The 20554-nt window shown below is 36.4% G+C and carries 21 protein-coding genes and 1 riboswitch; of the genes, 6 read left to right on the top strand and 15 right to left on the bottom strand.

The window, feature by feature from the left end; translation table 11 throughout:
• Window positions 1-78: 78 nt before the first annotated feature.
• Window positions 79-3444 carry a DNA polymerase III subunit alpha gene (gene dnaE, locus FCI53_RS02015; protein WP_138415339.1) on the bottom strand — a complete coding sequence of 1122 codons (3366 nt, stop codon included), beginning with the start codon at window positions 3442-3444 and terminating at the stop codon, window positions 79-81.
• Between the two features lie 141 nt (window positions 3445-3585).
• Here dnaE and ytrH point away from each other — a divergent pair, with 141 nt between their 5' ends.
• The 3 genes from ytrH to FCI53_RS02000 all read left to right on the top strand — a co-directional run bounded on the left by ytrH (window position 3586) and on the right by FCI53_RS02000 (window position 4723).
• Entirely contained in the window at window positions 3586-3918 is a 333-nt protein-coding gene (ytrH, locus tag FCI53_RS02010; RefSeq protein WP_138415337.1) for a sporulation membrane protein YtrH, read from the top strand.
• Entirely contained in the window at window positions 3918-4424 is a 507-nt protein-coding gene (gene ytrI, locus FCI53_RS02005; RefSeq protein ID WP_138415335.1) for a sporulation membrane protein YtrI, read from the top strand. Before ytrH ends, ytrI begins: the two co-directional genes overlap by 1 nt.
• Before the next feature lie 110 nt (window positions 4425-4534).
• On the top strand, window positions 4535-4723 hold the full coding sequence (locus FCI53_RS02000) for a YtzJ family protein (protein WP_138415333.1): 189 nt from the start codon (window positions 4535-4537) through the stop codon (window positions 4721-4723).
• A gap of 53 nt (window positions 4724-4776) precedes the next feature.
• On the opposite strand, the gene FCI53_RS01995 is transcribed toward FCI53_RS02000, so the two are convergent.
• A complete protein-coding gene (locus tag FCI53_RS01995; protein ID WP_138415331.1) occupies window positions 4777-5715 on the bottom strand; it encodes a DHH family phosphoesterase in 939 nt (312 codons plus the stop codon).
• A gap of 97 nt (window positions 5716-5812) precedes the next feature.
• Between FCI53_RS01995 and FCI53_RS01990 the strand changes: the two genes are divergently transcribed.
• A complete protein-coding gene (locus FCI53_RS01990; protein ID WP_138415329.1) occupies window positions 5813-6115 on the top strand; it encodes a YtpI family protein in 303 nt (100 codons plus the stop codon).
• Window positions 6116-6183: 68 nt separating this feature from the next.
• Here FCI53_RS01990 and FCI53_RS01985 read toward each other — a convergent pair whose 3' ends face one another.
• The 11 genes from FCI53_RS01985 to FCI53_RS22000 all read right to left on the bottom strand — a co-directional run bounded on the left by FCI53_RS01985 (window position 6184) and on the right by FCI53_RS22000 (window position 16267).
• On the bottom strand, window positions 6184-7497 hold the full coding sequence (locus FCI53_RS01985) for a DRTGG domain-containing protein (protein WP_138415327.1): 1314 nt from the start codon (window positions 7495-7497) through the stop codon (window positions 6184-6186).
• Between the two features lie 75 nt (window positions 7498-7572).
• Complete coding sequence (locus FCI53_RS01980; protein ID WP_138415325.1) at window positions 7573-7800, bottom strand: hypothetical protein; 228 nt, start codon at window positions 7798-7800, stop codon at window positions 7573-7575.
• Window positions 7801-8012: 212 nt separating this feature from the next.
• Window positions 8013-8693, bottom strand: coding sequence for a metal-dependent hydrolase (locus FCI53_RS01975; RefSeq protein WP_138415322.1), 681 nt, complete (start codon window positions 8691-8693; stop codon window positions 8013-8015).
• Between the two features lie 208 nt (window positions 8694-8901).
• Complete coding sequence (locus FCI53_RS01970) at window positions 8902-10455, bottom strand: polyamine aminopropyltransferase (RefSeq protein WP_138415916.1); 1554 nt, start codon at window positions 10453-10455, stop codon at window positions 8902-8904.
• Window positions 10456-11197: 742 nt separating this feature from the next.
• Window positions 11198-11590: a DUF350 domain-containing protein gene (locus FCI53_RS01965; protein WP_138415320.1), complete on the bottom strand. Its 393-nt coding sequence runs from the start codon at window positions 11588-11590 to the stop codon at window positions 11198-11200.
• Window positions 11591-11611: 21 nt separating this feature from the next.
• Window positions 11612-12253: a DUF4247 domain-containing protein gene (locus tag FCI53_RS01960; RefSeq protein ID WP_138415318.1), complete on the bottom strand. Its 642-nt coding sequence runs from the start codon at window positions 12251-12253 to the stop codon at window positions 11612-11614.
• A 504-nt stretch (window positions 12254-12757) separates the two neighbouring features.
• Window positions 12758-13426: a PspA/IM30 family protein gene (locus tag FCI53_RS01955; RefSeq protein WP_138415314.1), complete on the bottom strand. Its 669-nt coding sequence runs from the start codon at window positions 13424-13426 to the stop codon at window positions 12758-12760.
• A gap of 14 nt (window positions 13427-13440) precedes the next feature.
• On the bottom strand, window positions 13441-13950 hold the full coding sequence (locus tag FCI53_RS01950; protein ID WP_138415312.1) for a DUF4178 domain-containing protein: 510 nt from the start codon (window positions 13948-13950) through the stop codon (window positions 13441-13443).
• 67 nt (window positions 13951-14017) lie between these two features.
• The gene (gene ald / locus FCI53_RS01945) at window positions 14018-15145 is read right to left on the bottom strand and encodes an alanine dehydrogenase (protein ID WP_138415310.1); all 1128 of its coding nucleotides are present in this window, start codon (window positions 15143-15145) and stop codon (window positions 14018-14020) included.
• Window positions 15146-15174: 29 nt separating this feature from the next.
• Complete coding sequence (locus FCI53_RS01940) at window positions 15175-15951, bottom strand: SDR family oxidoreductase (RefSeq protein WP_342774159.1); 777 nt, start codon at window positions 15949-15951, stop codon at window positions 15175-15177.
• A 184-nt stretch (window positions 15952-16135) separates the two neighbouring features.
• Window positions 16136-16267 carry a hypothetical protein gene (locus tag FCI53_RS22000; RefSeq protein ID WP_281279488.1) on the bottom strand — a complete coding sequence of 44 codons (132 nt, stop codon included), beginning with the start codon at window positions 16265-16267 and terminating at the stop codon, window positions 16136-16138.
• Between the two features lie 129 nt (window positions 16268-16396).
• Here FCI53_RS22000 and FCI53_RS01935 point away from each other — a divergent pair, with 129 nt between their 5' ends.
• Window positions 16397-16837 (top strand): universal stress protein, encoded by a 441-nt coding sequence (locus tag FCI53_RS01935; RefSeq protein WP_138415308.1) that lies wholly within the window; start codon window positions 16397-16399, stop codon window positions 16835-16837.
• 352 nt (window positions 16838-17189) lie between these two features.
• Here the strand turns inward: FCI53_RS01935 and FCI53_RS01930 are convergent, their stop codons facing one another.
• Together FCI53_RS01930 and FCI53_RS01925 are read right to left on the bottom strand one after the other, a co-directional pair.
• Window positions 17190-17693 (bottom strand): MogA/MoaB family molybdenum cofactor biosynthesis protein, encoded by a 504-nt coding sequence (locus FCI53_RS01930; protein WP_138415300.1) that lies wholly within the window; start codon window positions 17691-17693, stop codon window positions 17190-17192.
• Between the two features lie 2 nt (window positions 17694-17695).
• Window positions 17696-18520 (bottom strand): EcsC family protein, encoded by an 825-nt coding sequence (locus tag FCI53_RS01925; protein ID WP_138415298.1) that lies wholly within the window; start codon window positions 18518-18520, stop codon window positions 17696-17698.
• Window positions 18521-19109: 589 nt separating this feature from the next.
• Between FCI53_RS01925 and FCI53_RS01920 the strand changes: the two genes are divergently transcribed.
• The gene (locus FCI53_RS01920; protein WP_138415297.1) at window positions 19110-20171 is read left to right on the top strand and encodes a PTS sugar transporter subunit IIC; all 1062 of its coding nucleotides are present in this window, start codon (window positions 19110-19112) and stop codon (window positions 20169-20171) included.
• Window positions 20172-20410: 239 nt separating this feature from the next.
• Window positions 20411-20513, bottom strand: a riboswitch (glycine riboswitch).
• Window positions 20514-20554 lie beyond the last annotated feature (41 nt).

Below are 20554 nucleotides of genomic sequence, written 5' to 3'. Positions count from 1 at the left end.
AGTTACTGCGCAACAGCAATTACAAATCACGACGATTGTTCGATCATACAAAAACATTTATCAATAGCGTGACTGTTCCTATTTAGGCTGTGTAATAGCGATTTGTTCCTTAGTAAAGTATTGATACAGATCCCTAACACATGCTCCATTTAAATTTAAGTTATAGTCAACACCAAGTTGATAGGTTTTCCTTGTTTGCTGGTGATAGATAAGTACTGGTGACTCTCCTGGATAACGGTTAGCAATACTTCTTAGCTTGTCAAGTGTCTCTTGTTCGTGTTCCTCTTCGACTTTAATAAACAACTTTTTGTTCTCTTGTTTGTTAATTAGAGACTCGTCTGAAAAGGGCTCCATTTCGGCAACTACAAATTGAATTCGATTATTTCTTTCTTCTATTTTTCCTTTTGCCACAATGATCATTTCTTCCTGAAGCCAGCGATTGATATTGCGATAGAGATCTGGAAACAGAACAGCATCAATCTCCTCTGTTTCATCACCTAATGTCAAAAATGCCATTGGATCACCACGTTTTGTCCGAATGGACTTGATTGATTGAATCACAGCACTCAATTTCATATTATTTTTTGCTGTAAACGTCTTTAATTCAGCGATACTTAAATATCCATTTGCGCGTAAGTCTTTTCGATATTGAAGTAACGGATGACTTGAAACATAAACACCCATGAGTTCCTTTTCAAAAGCTAATTTTTTCATTTGTGAAAAAGGTTCCATATCTATATAAGTTGCATCCAATTCAATATCCGATTGAAAGAAAGAAGGTTGGTCTTCAAACTCCTTAAACAATTCCCCTTGTTCCATTGCTTGGTCAAGCGAGGCTAACAAACTGGCACGATTGGCATGTGTTTCATCAAAAGCCCCCGCTAATATCAAAGACTCAATTGCTTGACGATTTACAATATGTAGTGGAATCCGTAAACAAAAGTCGTACAAATGCTTGAATGGACGATCTTTTCGAATAGTAATAATTTCTCTTATTACTTGGTGGCCGATACCTTTAATGGAAGCCAATCCCATTCTAATTTGACCATTCTCAACTGTAAATTTGCCAAAGCTTTTATTGATGGAAGGAGGTAACAACGAAATATGATGTTCCTTCATCTCACGTAAATATAGGCGAATTTTATCATGATTACCAGTGATAGAACTAATTAATTCAGATAAAAAGAATGGGGCGTAATGCGCTTTTAAATAAGCTAACTGGTATGAAATTGCACTGTATGCAACAGCATGACTTCGGTTAAACCCATAGTTGGCAAACCGAACAATCCACTGATACACTTCTTCAGCAACCTTGGTACTATAACCATTTTTAAGACACCCTTGCACAAATAGCTGTTGTTGTTCGATCAGCACGTCTTTTTGTTTCTTACTAACTGCCCTCCTCAATAAATCTGCTTGTCCTAGTGAGAAACCTGCCATTTTGTTTGCTATTTGCATGATCTGTTCTTGGTAAATTAGAACACCAAATGTATAGTTTAAAATTGGTTCTAGATCTTGATGTGGGTATCTAACTTTTTCTTGTTGCTTCTTCCGCTTAATATATGTTGGAATAAACTCCATTGGCCCCGGTCGATAGAGCGCATTAACAGCAACCACATCTTCAAACCGAGTTGGTTTCATAGTGGTTAAGACTTGTTGCATCCCTTGTGATTCCAATTGGAAAATCCCATTCGTTTTTCCTTGTTGTAGCAAAGCATATGTTTTTTGATCATCTAAAGGAATTTCATTTAACTTAACAACCTTTCCTGTATGTTTGCGTATTGAAGTAACAATTTTTTCCATTATTGTTAAATTGCGCAACCCAAGAAAGTCCATTTTCAATAATCCAATTGCTTCTAGCTCTTTCATTGCATATTGGGTAAGCATCATCTCTCCCTGTGATGCAGTTACTGGTACGTGTTCAGTTAACGGTTCTTTACTAATTACAACACCTGCAGCATGAGTAGAAATATGCCTTGGTAACCCTTCTAACTTTGACGCGATCTTAAAAAGAACTTGTAACGTTTTAGATTGTTTCACATAATCAATCAATGCTTTTGATGCTTGAACACTTTCGACGATTGATTTTGAACCTTGAGCAGGTACTTCCTTTAAGATAAAGGTTGCATCTTGCTCTGCAATCTCCATTGTTTTAATTAATTCACGTAATAAAGAACGTGCTGCAAACGTACCGAATGTAACAATCTGCGCAACGTGTTCTGCACCATACTTATCACGCACATAACGAATCACTTCATCCCTACGATGATCTGAAAAATCCACATCAATATCGGGCATTGTCACTCGTTCTGGGTTAAGAAATCGTTCAAATAACAAATCGTATTTGATTGGATCAATATCTGTTATCCCCAACAGGTACGCAACAAGTGATCCAGCAGCAGACCCTCTACCAGGTCCAACCATGATTCCTTCCTTTTTAGCAAAACGGATAAAATCCCACACGATTAAAAAATAATCACTAAACTGCATTGATTGAATAATTTGCAATTCGTATTGTAAACGTCGTTTCACTTTTTCGTTCGCCGAACCATATTTAACTGCAAATTGTTTGGTACATAGCTGTTCTAAATAATTCTCCGCCGATTCCCCTTGCGGAACTGGATACGAAGGTATCATTCGTTGATCAAAACTGAGAACTACGTTGCATTTATCAGCGATCAATTCCGTCTCAGATACTATCTCAGGCCAAAGGTGTTCAAATTCTTGTTGTATTTCTTCATTTGTTCTTAAATGGCGGCTATTGGTTAGTGGTTCGTTTTGATCATAAGACCATGACTGCCCATGTTTCATCGCTAGTAAACATCGATATGCTGCTTCGTCTGTATAGGATAAGTAGCGGACATCACCAACAGCTGTTACAGGTATATCCCACTGTTTATGTAAGTGTTTAATGGATTGGACAACTTGTTTTTGTTGTGATTCTGATACTGGAGAAATACCTAGATATAAATCCTCACTGTTAACACAAGTTTTCCACTCTTTTAAATAAGAACTAACACCTTCTTCATTTTGTTGATGCAATAATCGAGCAATTGGTGATTGAAATACAGGTAATATGACAAATACTTCTTCAAGATAATTGGCTATATCCGTCTTAGTAATACCTTTTTTATCTTGCAATTGGAGATGAGAACTAAGCTTCAGGAGGTTTTGATAGCCTTGTTTATTTTTAGCCAAAATAATACAATTCGCACTTTCTTCCATGTCCTCATCATTCACTGGTACTGTCATGCCAATGATAGGCTTAATTCCCGCTTGTTGACATGCTTGATAAAACGAAACAGCCCCATACATGACACCTTCATCAGTCAATGCTAAAGAAGTAAAGCCACTTTCCTTGGCTTTACTTACTAATTTATTAATTTTAATTGTACTGGTCATTAAGCTATATCCACTTCGCACTTGTAAATGTGTAAAGCCCATTGTTCTCCCCACCTTCTTTCTTTTATTATAGCTGAATCACCCGCTTCTATGAAATCATTAAACATAACTTGTCTATGATCATCATAGTATTAAACAGAAGCATAACGCTATATGATATAGAGACCAAAGGGAGCGGGCATCATGGAAGAACGTTTCATTTCCTCAATGATTCAATGTTATTTTATTGCATTAGGTGTGATTATGGGTGGTTCCATTATTGGTAGTATTGGTGCCTTTGCAACTGGTGAACCTCCCTTAACACTGATGGGAAGAATCGCTAAAAGCTTAAGAATATGGGCAGTAGTCGCTGCTATTGGTGGTACATTTGATGCAATCTCAAATTTTGAGAAAGGTATCTTTGAAGGATCAACCATTGATATTGTTAAACAAGTATTGTTGATTGTAATCGCAATGGGTGGTGTTCAGACCGCACTTCTCCTTATTGAATGGTTTACACAGGAGGATATTGAATAATGCACATTCCTCCCTACTACAAAAAAGAAAGCTGGCAGCGGTTCTTTGCAGGTACTTTTATCGGCGCAATTTTAGCTTTTATTATTTTTGTTTATATGTATGGACATTTTTATGAAAGATGGGTGGAAGAAAACTTAACCTTACGTTCTGAACTAAATACATTACGAAATAACTATGAAATTTTAGAAGAAGATAAAAAAAAATTAGACCAACAATCCCAACAGAAAATTACCATTAATGAAATTGAAGTATCTATTAACAACGAAAAAGATCTAAAGTTGGACAGTTTGATTGTGCACCAACTAGAAGAAATGATTAAAGAACAAATTAAAAGTATTATCGGAGAGGATATTGAAACAATTGCCCAAAACTCCGAATTAGTACTATCCACTATTCAAAATAAAACTTATAAAGTTGACGACTTTACTTATAATGCCTCCGTGAGACAACTATTATTAATATCAGAAAGCTTAAATGTTAAAGTAGAATTAACGTTAGCAAACTAATCGCTAGATATGAATATTTTTTGAATTTTTACAACAGACATGCAAAACACACTCGAATTTGTATATACTATAAATAGGAAAAATTAAAAAACGTAAGGGAGTGGTTTGTAATGTTTGTTTTAAGCCGTCGCCTTATGGTTAAAGAAAAAATAGATAGACTAAACAATGGTTATAATGCCTTTGCAGAATCTGATGATCTCGTTCAACGCCTCAATCGTGAAATAGAGGATCAACAAATGCCTGTTATTTGTGAAGTAACAGACAACGGCTGTTGGTTTTTTCCTGAACAGAATCAGTAATAAAAGAGGACTTCCCCGTAATAAATACCGTGGGTAGTCCCCTTTTTTAATTATCAACGACAGACAGCTTCCAAGTCGTCAATCACCGATTGTTTTTCTTCCCAGCGATAAATTGTTGCACCTGAAGCCATTGGGTGCCCTCCGCCATTATATTTTTCCGCAACCTTATTAATCACTGGTCCATTTGAACGCATGCGAACCCTAATCATATCCTCTTCTTCAACGAAGAATGCCCAAACACGTACACCTTCAATATCTCCTAAAACTCCCACCAACTGACTTGTTTCCAGTGGTGTCATTCCAAATTCACTCAATGTATCTTTTGTAATGGTAATCGTGCTAACACCTGATTCAGAAATCTCTATATTTTGTAAAATATATCCTTTAAACCGAGCAATATGTAATTTCGTATTATACAGTTGATCATACAGTTTCGTACGATCAAACCCATATGACACTAGTTCTGATGCAACTCGAAATGTCCTATCTGTTGTACTTGGAAATAAGAAACGACCAGTATCTCCTACAATACCACTATACATAAGTTCTGCAGCTCTTTGGTTACACTTCAATCCTTGTTCCTGCCCAATAACCAATAATTCATAAATCATTTCACTTGTCGAACTTGAATTGGTATCTACCCATGAACAGTCTCCATAATCATCAACAATCGGATGGTGATCAATTTTTATTAACTCTTTCCCCATCGCATATCTTTGGTCAGCGATTCGCGCTTGATTAGCTGTGTCACAAACAATAACAAGGGCATCTTGATAAGTATCATCTGGTATCTCATCCATCGTTAACAAAAACGCTAATGATGGATCTTCATCCCCAACAATATATACTTGTTTGGTTGGAAAAGAATAACGAATAAGCTCAGCTAATGCTCCTTGTGCCCCATAAGCATCTGGATCTGGTCGAACATGTCGATGAATTATAATCGTTTGATACTCTTTAATTTTATTAATAATATGTAGTTGTTCATTCATTTACATGGCTCCTTTATTTATTCAATTTTCTAGCAATATTTCTTAAAACAAGCTACAATGGTAAAAGTTCAAATGTTGGAAGGAGTAGATAGGATTTATGATCATTTTCCCTATTGTTATTATAGTATCTTTAATGCTTTATATTTATTATAAAGTAACTATTCTAAGAAGTAAGGATCAACTTACGCAAGTTTACACGAACTCTAAAGCCCGTATTTTCTTAGGTATTTTTATCGCGTTCTTTGGTATTAATCAATATATGTATTACCAAACAAATATTGCTCTCTATGTCACACTGATCTTTTTGCTACTCGGTATTATCCAAATATATAGTGGAATCAAACGCGCAAGCCACTACCGCCAGCAATTAAATAATCGCAAATCTATAGCCAGCTCTTAATAGAACCCTTGATTAGTCACAAGGGTTCTTTTTTTGTTGAGGAAAAACATAAAAGTAAAACTTCACATTTATCTGTCAATTAATTGGGCCATTAACATTGTTTTACCAACTAACTCTTTATCTGTAAATACTTCCACATCAACTTTTGCCGTCTTTCTCCCCATTTCAAGGATCCGAGGTTTTATTTCTAAGATGCTTTCTAATTGCACAGGCTTGATAAAATAGACAGAAAGATTTTCAACAACTAAGTCACCTTTTTTTAGTTGACGTAGCAAACGACTTCCCGCTTCCGTTACAATTGAAATAAACACACCGTACGATAATGTACCTAACTGGTTTGTCATTTGTGGGGTTACGAGTGACTGATAAACAGCTTGATTTGTATCTGCTGAAATATCTTTTAATTCACGAGTTACGAGATCATCAATCGTATCTCCAACGTGTGGTTGGCGCTGAATATGTTGTAACGCTTTTAATACATCTTGTCTAGAAATTAAGCCTTCTAATTTATGATTAGAATCAACGACAGGCATAATTTCAATTCCTTCCCAAACCATCATATGTGCCGCATATGCTAATGACGTTTCTTTTATCACTGTCATTGGATTTTTTGTCATCACTTTCGTAATCGAAAGCGCCTTATCACGACCAATCACATCTTTTGACGTTACCATACCTGTAACACGAAGGTTTTCATCTACAACTGGATACCTACTATGTGTTGTCGCTTCATTTAACTCAAACCATTGTTCAATTCGGTCGTGATTGGTTAAATAATTTGTTTCTGAAAAAGGAGTGTATATATCTCCAATTAAGACAATTTCCTTTTTAATTAACTGATCATAAATAGCGCGATTGATCATTGCAGCAACTGTAAACGTATCATAACTAGTAGAAATAATTGGAAGTTTCTTTTGATCTGCCAATGTTTTAACATGATCGTCGGTATCAAATCCACCAGTAATTAAAACAGCGGCACCTTCTTCTAATGCAAGCTCATGTGCCTCAACTCTATTCCCTACAATAAGCAATGAATCTCTTTCTGTATAACGCATCATCGCTTCTAGTTTCATTGCACCAATGACAAATTTATTTAATGTCTTATATAAGCCTTCACGTCCACCCAACACTTGACCATCAACAATACTAATAATTTCTGCAAAAGTTAGGTTCTCAAAGTTTTCTTTTTTCTTTCGTTCAATTCGGATTGTACCAACTCGTTCGATCGTACTTACTAACCCTTGGTTTTCAGCTTCTTTGATTGCTCGATATGCTGTACCTTCACTAACATTCAGTTCTTTTGCGATTTGTCTAACTGATATTTTATTTCCTACTTTAAGTGATTCAATAAATAAGAGAATCTGTTCATGTTTGGTTGCCAACCTGTTTCACCATTCTTTCCATCTGTACTACTTGATTGTACTTACTTGTTATTATACAGATGAAAAGAGATTGTATCAATTTTTTCCAGTTTGATATTGCTTTTTTGATTCTTGTTCCATGACAGGTGGTCGAGTCATTTTTAGCAATGTAGCAAAGTTTGCCCCTACAACCAACAGGAAAAATGCTAGCCAACCTGCCCAAAACATCGATGCTAACTGTGACGGTTCACCATGTATATTGGGCCATGCAATGTATAAACATAAACAGGCTAACAAAATGCGTAATAAAGCATACTGTTTCACTTCTAACCTCACCTCCTGTTGTATTTAAATTAAAAGTCACCTATGGTTGATGAATATGAATACTTGTACAGTTTCATGACTTGAATTATTGTTGCAATTGTTTAGGTACTATCCACCATCTATACACATTTACAACTTGACATAGCAGATTTAGTTTCACAAAAAAGCACTCAGATGCATTTTGCATCTGAGTGCTTTTTTACCTTGTTTCATTATAGTTCCATTCCTTCACCAGGTTTTAGTGCAACACCTTTACCAGGTTTAACCTTGCTTGCAAAAGCATCTCCATCTTGCTCAATTAACGGAAATGTATTGTAATGGATCGGGACTACTTGTTTGGCATTCACCCACTCCGCTGCAATTAAAGCATCCTCAGGTCCCATCGTAAAGTTATCACCTATTGGTAAGAATGCTAGTTCAATGTCATTCAACTCACCTATTAATTTCAAGTCAGAGAATAACGCGGTGTCACCTGCATGATAAATTGTTTTCCCTTCGACTGTTAGTAGAATCCCTGCAGGCATTCCCGTATAGATACTCTTTCCGTTTTCATCGACAAATGCCGAACCATGGAATGCCTGTGTCAGTTTAACCTTTCCAAAATCAAATTGATGTGCCCCGCCAATATGCATAGGATGAGTATTTAATCCTCTTTCCCCTAAATAGTTTGCCAATTCATTAGGTGCTACAACTAATGCATTTGTTCTCTTGGCTATATCTATGGTGTCTCCAACATGATCATTATGACCATGTGTAAGTAAAATGACATCTGGTTGTACTTCATTTGCATCTAAATCACATGTTCCATTTCCAGAAATAAACGGGTCGATAATGATTTGATGTGTTTCCGTTTGAACTTGAACAACTGATTGACCGTGAAACGAAACTTTCATTAGTAGATCTCTCCCTTTCTTCATTTTACTAATTAAGTATAGTATAACCCTTTAACACCTATACCCATAAATCACCTATGTTAAGGATAAAACGTAAAGGTGGCTCCTGTCTAATTATTAGCTAAAAAAAACTTTTTCCTTATCTTCTTTGTTTTAACTCATAGATTGAAATGATGTCTTACTACCAATTACATGTGGGGATAAACTTTTAATAGTACTCCCATTCCTTTTCATAGATTTGAATTAATCGTGGATCGATTAATGTATTTGGTTTGATTTCTTTTATTCGACCATTATCCTTCTCAATGTGTTTATCTTCATCTTTGCCAAACAATGTTAGCCCTTGTAAAACCTCAGTTGTTAAAAATCTAGTTGAAACGGAAAATTCTAAATCGGATAGCTCAACTGGATCACGGCTAGCTAATACAAACCCCCAATTACCAAAACTTGGCACATCAACATGTAGGTTTTCAGTATGAAATCCAGTAGAGGCGATCGTTTCCGAAATTGTCCAATACACTTCGGTTGCAAATACAGGGCTCGTTGCTTGTACCATCATTGCACCACCAGGTACTAAGTGATTTCGAGCTAACGAATAAAATTCCTTTGTATATAATTTATTTAAACTTTCATCATTAGGATCTGGTAAATCTACGATGATGACATCATACCAAGTATCTGCTTCCTCTAAAAAATTAAAAGCATCTTGATTCATAACTTTTACCTTGTCATGTTGCAATGCTCCATTATTCAGTTCTAATAAATGTGAATTATTATTAGCTAACTCGACTACCGCCGGATCTAAATCAACTACTGTTATTTGTTGGATATCATCATATTTCAGTAATTCTTTTACTGCTACACCATCACCACCACCAAGCACCAAAACTTGATTATGTTTCTCCGCTTGAGCCATCGTTGGATGAACCAACACTTCATGATAGCGGTATTCATCGATTGAACTAAATTGTAAACCTCCATTTAAATAAAGGCGCACATCTTGCTTATCTTTGGTCACAACAATTTTTTGATAGTTACTATCTTCCATATGTATAATCGGATCTTGATATAACTTTTGTTCAAATGTCAATGCCATTGCTTGTCCAAACAGTAACCCTAACAGAAGTAATACGGCAATAACTCCCCCAACCACAAAATGGACCGTCACTTTCGCAATTTCCTTTCTAAATAACCACAAAACAATCATTGCCACAGTTAGATTAATTAAACCAACTAAAAAGGCTGTTTTTACCATCCCCAATTGCGGGCGTAATAAAAACGCAAATAGCAATCCCCCGATTAATCCACCAGCATAATCAGAAAATAAGACACGTGCCGTACTTCTATTAAGGGAAACACCAATTTCATTTGCTTTGCGTATTAAAATAGGTAATTCCACGCCTGTTAACGCACCAACAATAAGTGTAATCAAATATAATACCAAGGCATCTGATCCTGCCGGTGAAAAAGCGGTGATCCCAAACATGATAAAGCTTGAAAATCCACCAATTAAAGCAACCATAAATTCGATATAAACAAATGCAATTACTAAATGTTTTAATACCTTTTCACTAAGGCTTGCTCCAATTCCCATCCCTGTTAAAAATAATGAAATCGTTAGCGTATATTGCTTCACGCCATCACCTAAAATATAGGATCCTAGCGCACCAAATAATACTTCAAATATAATACCACAAATAGATACAATTCCTGATGCCCAATAAATAAAATGGCTTTGTTTCACTGCTTTTTCATTCAACACGATCACTCCGTATAATCTATATCTAAAGTTCTACCTTATGAAAATTCTTTTCTAATTTATTATTGATGCTACACATAAGCTGTATTATACGACATAACTCGCCACTTCCTCTAAAAGATGAGTGCTAAAAATTCGCTACGGCAATACACTACGCTTTCCGTGGGGGGCTGGTGAGCCTCCTCGTTCGTGCCTCACTGCGGGGTCTCACCGATGCCACTAGTCCCACAGGAGTCTCCGTGTATTGCCTCCGCTAATTCGCGGCTCTGAATTTTTGTAGAAATTGGCCTAAAAAATTTTATATATTAGAAACTGTTGGATTAAGAATAGTGTATCAAATGAATGTCTTTATATGGTGCAATCACTTATCTCAATCAGAAAACTAGTCCAAGTGGAGGCAGAATACGAAGACTCCTCGAAAATACAAACCAATTTTCTTCGTGCGATGTATCGCTGCTGAAGCGTTCCTTGTCCTTTGGGAACAGCACGAGTCGAAGATCCACTTGGTAAAGGGGTTATCTTTACCAAGTTAGCTGAGGCCGTGCCCATGGAAAGCGTAGTATTCTACCGGAACGGTATATTCGCACTTATTTCAATCAGAATGTAAGAAAGTAAATAGAGCCTAGTTATGTCGTATAATACAGCAAATACGTTGTAGACAATATTCTTGAGTAAAAACTGGTGTTTGTAAAAGGTAAGGCCTGGTCCTTGCAATAGGACCAGACCTAATAAATTTACAATATGTTTATGTAATGGATGCACCGATAACAAATGCTAAACCAATGGAAACAGCCAATGTTATAATACCAACTGCAATATTATTCTCTTTTAACTTCTGCTCAACAGAAAACTTTCTTGTCAAACCTTCAAATAATAAATAGGCAATCACCTGTAAAATAACACCATAACCACCCCATATGACTGTTTCCCATACAGAAATACTATGGTAGATTGCAAAAGATAGAATAATACAAATTCCAATTATTTTTCCTGCAATAGATAGAGCAACTGCTTGATTTCCGTTTTCAATTTCATCCCAATCTTTATACTTAGTTATATATTCGAAAATTACTAACCCTATTAATACAACAATAATTGCAATAAGAAAATAAATAAACGTAGCGATAAATGCTTCCATTTTATTCCTTAACCTCCTTTATTATTTTCCAACACTTGGGCCACCACCACGAAATGTTGATAGTCCACGTTTTAAGCTAGACCCACTATTATTACTTTTTGGCACTGTATAACCACCATAACAGTCGCCACTCTGACAACTATTCCTGCGCTTATTTGCCCAATTATTAACACCAAGCACGTTGTCTAATAATCGAATCGCAAAATAAGTACTTAAAAAGTTAGGCGAATAATTATTGCGGACAAAAGAATTGCTTGCAACTTCTATTAAAGTGACAGTTGCATCTTCCTCACTTTGTTTAAACGTAACGAAGTGATTTGGATAGATTAAAATCTGTTGATTATCTTTTAAATCACTTTTTTCTTCTGGTGTACGTTTATTTGCAACCAAATCTACTAGTTCAGAAACAGAAAAGGCTCTTGTTGCATAAACATCCGCCTTATCATTATTTGAACCCTCTACAGTATCTAATAAGAAAAAGTTATCTGCTATAATTGATTTTATACTTGTTGCGTTCGTTTGTTCAATTTGCTCCATTAGTTCTTGTTTAGACGGTTCATCAGGAATATCATCTACAGATACACTAGGTTGCTCTGTACCACAAGCAGACAATAGAAGTAATATAAGTAAAATAGTAAATGCGAAGAGATACTTTTTCCACATCACGATCCCTCCTTTCCAAACCGTTTATTTTGTAAGTTTAATATACATAAAACGTCGCAGTCGATAGAAATTCCAACTTAACACTTCTCGATTAGGATGGAAGCGGATCCTCATTTTGCTATTTCGTTAAACACCCACATTTTGGGATGGGAAACGATTTCTTATTCCGCTATATGCCGTTTCCTTAACGATTTTCACCACTTTTGAGCCTAATAGCGGAATTACGAACCGGTTCATTCTACGATGCGAAACCTCTATCCGTTATTTAGCATAATACCCCCATTTGAGGTTGGACTGGGCCTTTATTCCATCTTCACCTTAACTACTACGTAGAATTCCTTACGACAAAAAAACACGCGCATAGATATTTGCCTTAGCAAAAGATTCGATATACTGTTTCAAGATGAACGAAACCCTTGCAACTTATGCAGTCACAAGGATTTCACATCATACTTTACCCTCTTGTCTATCCATACGTTGAAAAAGCCAAACAATGATTGAAATTTATTCTTTACCCATTTTCTTTTTTAGTGCAGCTAATTCATCATCGACGTCATCCTTTTCCAAATCAGCAAATTCATCATCTAAGGACTTGCTCTCCGCTGATAAATCTTCACTTGTATCAGCTTCTGCTTCATAACGCAATACTTTTTCTTCCATACGTTCAAAACCACGCTTCGATTCATCATTGCCAATCGATGACATCGTCCGATTCATTTTTGTACGAGTTTTAGCTGACTCTGCTCTAGCCTTTAAGGAGTCTTTCTTCAATTTCATGTCTTGATATTCTTTTTTCATTTCATCCAATTTTGTTCTTAATGTATCTGAATCGCTCTTTGCTCTTTCCCATGATTCTTTTAGTGTGTTTGCTTGCGTTTCTTGATCTTTTTTATCTTGAAGAGCACGGCGAGCTAAATCTTCATTTCCTGCTTCAATCGCTTGTTCTGCTTGTGATTGGCGCTTGTCAACAAGTGCCTGTGCATCATCATATTTACGTTTTAACATTTTTTCATTTGCAATTTGTTTTGCTACTGAACTTTCAACTTCTCTTATGTCAGACTCCATATCTCTCATGAACTGATCAAGCATTTTCACTGGATCCTCCGCTTTATCAAGCATCGAATTTAATTCTGAACTCACGACAGTTTTTACACGCTTAAACATTTTAAACATACATATATCCTCCTTTAATAAGTTCCTGCAATAATTTTTAATTCATATGCTTCGATTGGGTAGCCGACACTCACTTCAAACTCACTTCCCCAACCCTCTACACTTAAAAAGTGCTCTTCATTTTCATCACTATAATCCGCAAACGGGGCAATTCTACCGTTTATATTTTTACTTCTTCCCTCTCCTACTACTCGTGCTTCACCTTCCTCTTCCAATGTATACTTACGGCCATCATATGTTAGGTGATTCGGAAATGGTTGGGATACAGAGAGGTTAATTTTCTTGTATATACCTAATTCTAATTGATCATCCATTTCTGCAGCCAACCAAATCGTATTATTTCCTTCTAACAATTGATAGCCAAACCATTCATAGGAATCCTGTCTGTACGTAATTTTTCCAACGACTTCATAATCCACTAAATCGTAGACAACAATATCTCCCACCTCGATCGATAGTGGGGAGCGTTCTTTTACAGTTGGACGGGATTCCTTTTTAGAAAATAGCTTAGAAAATAACCCCATTTATGGCACCTCTTTTTTAATGCTATAATTTGCATACGTTTTGAAAAATAGAAAGGTTTCACTTTTTCTAATTTTTTTCCAAATCTAATAGTGACTCGATTGGGGCGTAGTCCAATCGATGTGCATTGGCAACTGCTTGATAAGTTACAAATCCATTCAGAGTGTTGATTCCCTTTAATAGCGCGCGATTATCTAGGCATGCTTGTTTATAGCCTTTGTTAGCTAATTGCAATGCATAAGGAACCGTGACATTGGTTAACCCGATCGTTGATGTTCTCGGAACCGCCCCAGGCATATTGGCAACAGCATAGTGAACAACCCCATGTTTTGTATATGTAGGTTGATCATGCGTGGTGATTCGGTCTGTTGTTTCAAAAATCCCGCCTTGATCGATTGCAACATCGACAATAACAGAACCTTCAGGCATTTGCTCTACCATTTCTTTTGTTACCAACTTTGGTGCTTTCGCTCCAGGAATTAATACAGCACCAATTACTAAATCAGTCTCTGCTAACGCTTGGGTAATGTTTAGTGGGTTTGACATTAACGTGTTTATATCTGAACCGAACAGATCATCAAGTTGACGCAAACGATTTGGGTCCAAATCAATAATCGTCACGTCTGCCCCAAGTCCAATTGCTAGTTTTGCAGCATTAGTGCCTACTACACCTCCACCAATAATCGTGACTTTCCCTCTTGTTACACCAGGAATTCCTGATAGCAGAATACCACGACCACCTTTTGTCTTTTCCAAGAACTGTGCCCCTATTTGCGATGCCATTCTTCCCGCAACTTCACTCATTGGAGTTAATAACGGTAATGATCCATTTGTATGCTGTACCGTTTCATAAGCGATACTAACTACTTTTTTCTCAATTAACTTTTTCGTTAGTTCTGGTTCTGCTGCTAAATGTAAATATGTAAATAAGATTAGTCCTTCATAAAAATAGTTATATTCCTCTTTTAGTGGTTCCTTTACCTTCATGACCATATCTTGTTGCCATGCTTGCTCGGCCTTTGGAACAATAGTCGCACCAGCTTGTTCAAATTGCTGATCTGTAAAGCCTGACCCCAATCCAGCATGGGTTTCCACAAAAACCTCATGCCCTGTGTTAGTTAAACTCATCACGCCTGCTGGTGTCATGGCCACTCGATTTTCATTATTTTTAATCTCTCTAGGTACACCAATTCTCACTTAAGATCCTCCTGTATGCAAACTTCTTCTTATCGGTATCTATGAATGACATCAATCCCACCAGTTACATCAAAAACACCACCTGTAATCATATCTGAATGATGGTCACAAAGAAATAAAACCATACGTGCAATATCTTCCCCTGTTCCTGGTCGCCCAACTGGTGTATGGATATCTTTTATTTTTCGACTTTGTTCAATACTACCCTCTTTCATGTCTCCAACAATATTACCTGGACAGACCATATTGGAAGTGATACCATTCTCAGCTTCCTCAAAAGCAATTGTTTTCGTTAATGATGTTAAACCTACCTTAGCGGCTGCAAAAGCAGATCTATAAATCCATCCCGAAGAACTATTCGCACCTTGAAAACCATAATTAACAATTCTGCCAAACTTTTGTTTTCTCATATGTGGAACAACAAGTTTTAATAAATGAAAAACGGCGTCTAGATTTCCCCTGATCATGGCATCCCATTCCTCATGAGAATAATCCATTAATTTTTTCCGTTCGAATACAAATGGTCCAGCATTATTAATTAAATAGTCTATAGGTCCAAATCGATTTAAAGCTTGTTCCACTAGTTCCGTTAGATCTCCTTTGCGAAGTACATCAGCCTGCACAACATGCAAATTAGAATACTTTTCTTGCAACTCCTTCGCACGATTACGATCTTTATGATAGGTTACGGTTACTTGATAGCCATCAGCTAGAAATGCCTCCATCACTTTTAACCCAAGTCCTTTCGTCCCCGCAGTAATTAGCGCATGTCCCAAAGGTAGTCCTCCTTTCAATAACGCTGTTATGTATCATTACAATTCTCTATATGAAGGATAACACAATTTCAACTAGAATTTCTCGATTTTATTATTACATTTATCAACAGTTTTTGCTACATTTTTTGCACTGTAGCAAACATATATAGTAAAATTTGTGCTTTCTAATTTTTAAAAAAAGGGTTAGGATCTTCTTATCCTAACCCTTCAAAACTTACTTTCTTTTTGCTTGACTGTTTTTAACGTCTTGATCGATGACACCACTATGATAACTCTCCATAATTTGTTCATTGATTACCTGTTCCCCTGTTTTAACATCTTGGTTTGAGTAACGATTATGTTCCAACTTAGTCCACCTCCACGATTAGTGTGTGCATTTAAACCTTAAAATTGTCATAAAAATATCTTCCAATATATGTAGAGGCGCTATTTTTTCATGATATAATGGAAGTAACCATAGAAGGGAGAGATTTGCATGGTACTAGCGTATAACAATATTGTTGTTGCCGTTGATGGTTCTGATGCTTCAAAGCGAGCGTTTGATAAAGCAATTGAAATTGCAAAGAGAAATGATGCTCGTTTAATTCTTGCCCATGTGATCGATACAAGGACTTTTGCTTCCGTTGAAGCTTATGATCGTACATTGGCTGATCGTTCAGAAATGAATGCCAATCAATTTATGGATGCGTATAAACAAGAAGCAAACAATGCTGGCCTCACGAATATCGAAATCCATATCGAATTCGGCTCTCCTAAAGTTAAAATTCCTAGAGATATTGCAAAAGAATTTAATGCTGATTTAATTATTTGTGGCGCAACTGGTATTAATGCTGTTGAACGTTTTATTATTGGAAGTGTGTCGGAAAGCATTACTCGGTATGCCTCATGTGATGTACTAGTAGTTCGAAATCATTGATTTAATTATAAAAAGCAAAACTATACTCCCGATTACACACCGTTTCATTTCATATTTTGAAGTGGGAGTCTTACGAACGGTTGTATTGAATAAAAATAAAAAAGATGCTAATCGCAGAGCGATTAGCATCCTTTTTTGTTCGATATACTGAACTGAACCAAATTTTGACTCTAGGAATATTCAACCAGTGGAGGGCTTTGATCCCCACTAAGTGTTAGTATCTTAAGTGAGACCCGCAGTCCCTTGAACCATTCGAGGAGAAAGCGAAAGCTTAACTCCCACTTAAACATCTCCGTCTCATTTGATGTTTTGAGTTGGGAGGCTTATAGACGGTTACACCAGGTTAAATCAGCTATTTATTAACCTCTGTTATAACATGAGATAGTTCTGGTAGAATTAACCTCTCAAGAGCAAGTTTTACTGCACCACTGGACCCCGGAGTAGCAAAAACAGCCCTACCTTTCATCACTCCTGCTATAGCTCTAGAAAGAATAGCTGCTGAACCGATATCTTCATAATAACTTAGGGAACGAAATATTTCCCCAAAACCGACTAACTCTTTGTCTAACATCGGTTTTATTGTTTCAATCGTTATGTCACGTTTCGATATTCCAGTACCACCATTAAGAAGAATTGCTTGAACTTGTGGATCTGAACACCCTGCTAGAATCGCCTCTGTTATTTGTTCTTGATCATCCGCAACTAGTTGATAGGACACAACTTCATGTCCATCTTTTGCTAATTTATCCATCATTAATTGCCCACTCTTATCCGTTTCTTCTGTTCTTGTATCACTGATGGTAATTACTTTGCAGTGCACTTTGTTATTTTCTTTTTTATGTAAGGTAACAGACAATGTTACTCCTCCTTTTGTTTGTCGATCAAGTAACGTTTTTGATAGAACCTTAGCGCATATTGGGAAACTTGACGTGTTAAGTGATAATTAAAATAAGCCCCGACACCAATGCTCAAAACTGGTATGCCTTGAACCAATTTTCTTTTCCACATTAATATCAATAATGCTTTAAAGGTTTGTTTCAATGGTTGATCCATCCAAGATGGATCTGTTACGTTATCATTTCCTTCATATAAATAAACATTGTCAGATTTTATTTCGTGCATCAACTGGGTCCATGCTTGATATTGAAACCGTTTTGGTAATGTAGCAGCATGGAAGACTTTTAAGGACAACATCATTTCATATGGATGATTCATTTCATGGCCAAAAGCTAATCCAATTTGTTGGACAACTCGAAGATTCATAATGACCATTAAAGGAAAATCAAAACCGAGCAGTAACGGACCCCCTGCACCAGTGAATCCGCCCTGTAAGAAAGAATATAATTTCCCTTTTGAAATATGTTGTTGCGCTAAATATGTTAATTCATCTATGGAACAGGCTTTTAAGTCTTGAATTTCTTCTAGCGAAGACTTGAATACTCTACCGTTATTTATGATTGCTGCTCTTGTATCCATTTGCAGGGGGGAGCCTTGTAAATATGCATGGGTATGAAATAAAAAGTCATCTAATTTACTAAAAAATTTAGATTGAATTTCTGGATCGAGGCGTTGAAAAGTTTGGTTGACCCAACCATCATACACCATTTCGAAGTCATTTGGTTGGTAATAAGATATATCTTTTTCCCAAGCATTGATCTCCTTACGAATAAGTTTCTCACTCATATACTCTCCACTCCCTTTCTAAGGCAACAGTCGTCATATCCCATCTTAACATAAAATGAAACACATGAAACTCAAAAAGAGATCCGTGTTTATTCCTTATAAATGAGCTAAATCTTCCTTTTTATGGTTCCTAACACCATATATAAAAACGCTGTCACGTTTTTGCTCATTCAATACCTTCTTACGATTACAATCTGCCGAATTTCATTTACTTAATATTCCGAATTATCCCCTCAAAGTCTTTTAAATAAATTGTTAATCTAATAAATATTTTCTGTGAACGTTTCGTGAACACCACTGAGAAAGCACTGCCAACAACTGTATACTTTTACTATAGACAACTAAACATTCGTCAATGTGTGTTTATTTAAGGGAAGCTTCTATCCAATTATATGAATCACTTCTTTGAAACTACAATTGGACAGGTCTCTGGAGAGAGGGTACAATATATCATCAGAAGGGAAGAGCTCCATTGTGCTAAACTCTCAAGGTAAAGGACAGCAAAGGCATAATGCCTTTGCTGCCCTTTCGTTATTTCATACTTCCTTTTTAAAGTCATCAAAAAGTTATTTATAGGGGGAAATTGGTTATGGATGTATTAGTAGGTATTATCGCTCTTTTCGTGATTCTAGCATTATTCTCTTTATTTACATATAAAGCCCCGTATGGATTTAAAGCTATGACTGCTATGGCAAGTGCTGCGGTAGCTAGTTTCTTAATTGAAGCTTTAATCGGTTCTGTTTTAGGAGATATGTTAGGCATCGCTGTTTTTCAAGAAATTGGTGATTTGGCAGGAAGTTTATCAGGTATCGCAGCAGGCGCGCTGGTTGCTATAGCATTAAAAGTTCAACCAAGTTATGCGATCATGATCGCACTTCCACTAGCAAATATGGGAATTCTACCAGGTTTTATTGCTGGATACCTTGTTTCATTCCTTGTCAAATGGTTTCAAGAAAAAATCCCTAATGGAATTAATTTACTAGCTACTATTTTTATTGCAACACCATTAACATATTTTATTGCAGCTCTGATTACTCCATCAGTTGATGGATTGCTATTGAGTGTAGGTAGTATTTTAGAAAGTGCCCAGGCTCAATCACCTATTGTAATGGGGATTATCTTAGGTGGAGTACTAACTGTTATTTCTACAGCACCGCTTAGCTCAATGGCTCTAACTGCTATTATGGGGCTTACTGGTCAACCAATGGCGATTGCGGCAATGGCCATCTTTGGTTCCGGATTTTTAAATTACACCTTCTTCCGTAGAATGGGATTAACGACACCGAAAGAAACAATTTCAGTAGGGATTGAGGCTTTAACAAAAGCACATGTTATTTCTGCCAATCCAATCCCAATATACAGTACCAATTTTATTTATGGTGGAATAGCTGGTATTCTAGTAGCTTTATCAGGATTGGTAAACAACTCACCAGGTACAGCGGCGGTTGTTCCAGGAATTGCATCGACATTTGCTTGGAACCCACCTATGCAAGTTATTCTTGTCGGCATAATAGTTGCAGCCACTGGAATCATAATTGGATTTATTAATTCATTTATATTTAAAAATTATCCAATTAAATCTGAAGAGTCGTTAACTCGTGTTGATGAGGAAGAATACACAAAAGGTGAAGCAAGTACTTTTTCCTCTTAGAACTGTAGTTCAGGATCCTGTCTTCTTATCAATGTCAAAATTTCCAGTTAGTGAACTACTTTTCATTGAAAACTATTTACAGTAGGACTCAATGCTTATTTGCACAAAAATAAGGTCAGAAAAGGATAGCAGTAGTATCTATACCCTTCTCTGTCCTTATTATCTGAGAGATTACCTCTATTATTCTTAGAGTATTCCCCTTTGGGAGCGCACTAATGTAAACGATCTCTCCAGAGTTGCGCCCTGATGTGATTCCTCAACCTGAGAGTTTAGTTCCAAGGGTTCTTTTTGAAACTTGCTCCTTCGGCGGCAAAATTCCATGCACTCTCTCACAACATTCATTGGCCTGTATTTATTTTACAGTTTTATAATAACCTCCCTTA

This window comes from Aquibacillus sediminis, assembly GCF_005870085.1.
Classification (GTDB): domain Bacteria; phylum Bacillota; class Bacilli; order Bacillales; family Amphibacillaceae; genus Aquibacillus_E; species Aquibacillus_E sediminis.
The sequence above is the reverse complement of the archived record's forward strand: the minus strand, read 5'-3'. Positions and strand labels throughout refer to the sequence as shown.

Excerpts from the sequence above, each read along its gene's own strand:
- dnaE (WP_138415339.1), bottom strand. The coding sequence starts at position 3,444 with ATGGGCTTTACACATTTACAAGTGCGAAGTGGATATAGCTTAATGACC.
- FCI53_RS01960 (WP_138415318.1), bottom strand. The coding sequence starts at position 12,253 with ATGTGGAAAAAGTATCTCTTCGCATTTACTATTTTACTTATATTACTT.
- FCI53_RS01995 (WP_138415331.1), bottom strand. The coding sequence starts at position 5,715 with ATGAATGAACAACTACATATTATTAATAAAATTAAAGAGTATCAAACG.
- FCI53_RS01965 (WP_138415320.1), bottom strand. The coding sequence starts at position 11,590 with ATGGAAGCATTTATCGCTACGTTTATTTATTTTCTTATTGCAATTATT.
- FCI53_RS02000 (WP_138415333.1), top strand. The coding sequence starts at position 4,535 with ATGTTTGTTTTAAGCCGTCGCCTTATGGTTAAAGAAAAAATAGATAGA.
- FCI53_RS01975 (WP_138415322.1), bottom strand. The coding sequence starts at position 8,693 with ATGAAAGTTTCGTTTCACGGTCAATCAGTTGTTCAAGTTCAAACGGAA.
- FCI53_RS01935 (WP_138415308.1), top strand. The coding sequence starts at position 16,397 with ATGGTACTAGCGTATAACAATATTGTTGTTGCCGTTGATGGTTCTGAT.
- FCI53_RS01950 (WP_138415312.1), bottom strand. The coding sequence starts at position 13,950 with ATGGGGTTATTTTCTAAGCTATTTTCTAAAAAGGAATCCCGTCCAACT.
- FCI53_RS01920 (WP_138415297.1), top strand. The coding sequence starts at position 19,110 with ATGGATGTATTAGTAGGTATTATCGCTCTTTTCGTGATTCTAGCATTA.
- FCI53_RS01925 (WP_138415298.1), bottom strand. The coding sequence starts at position 18,520 with ATGAGTGAGAAACTTATTCGTAAGGAGATCAATGCTTGGGAAAAAGAT.
- ytrH (WP_138415337.1), top strand. The coding sequence starts at position 3,586 with ATGGAAGAACGTTTCATTTCCTCAATGATTCAATGTTATTTTATTGCA.
- FCI53_RS01955 (WP_138415314.1), bottom strand. The coding sequence starts at position 13,426 with ATGTTTAAAATGTTTAAGCGTGTAAAAACTGTCGTGAGTTCAGAATTA.
- ytrI (WP_138415335.1), top strand. The coding sequence starts at position 3,918 with ATGCACATTCCTCCCTACTACAAAAAAGAAAGCTGGCAGCGGTTCTTT.
- FCI53_RS01990 (WP_138415329.1), top strand. The coding sequence starts at position 5,813 with ATGATCATTTTCCCTATTGTTATTATAGTATCTTTAATGCTTTATATT.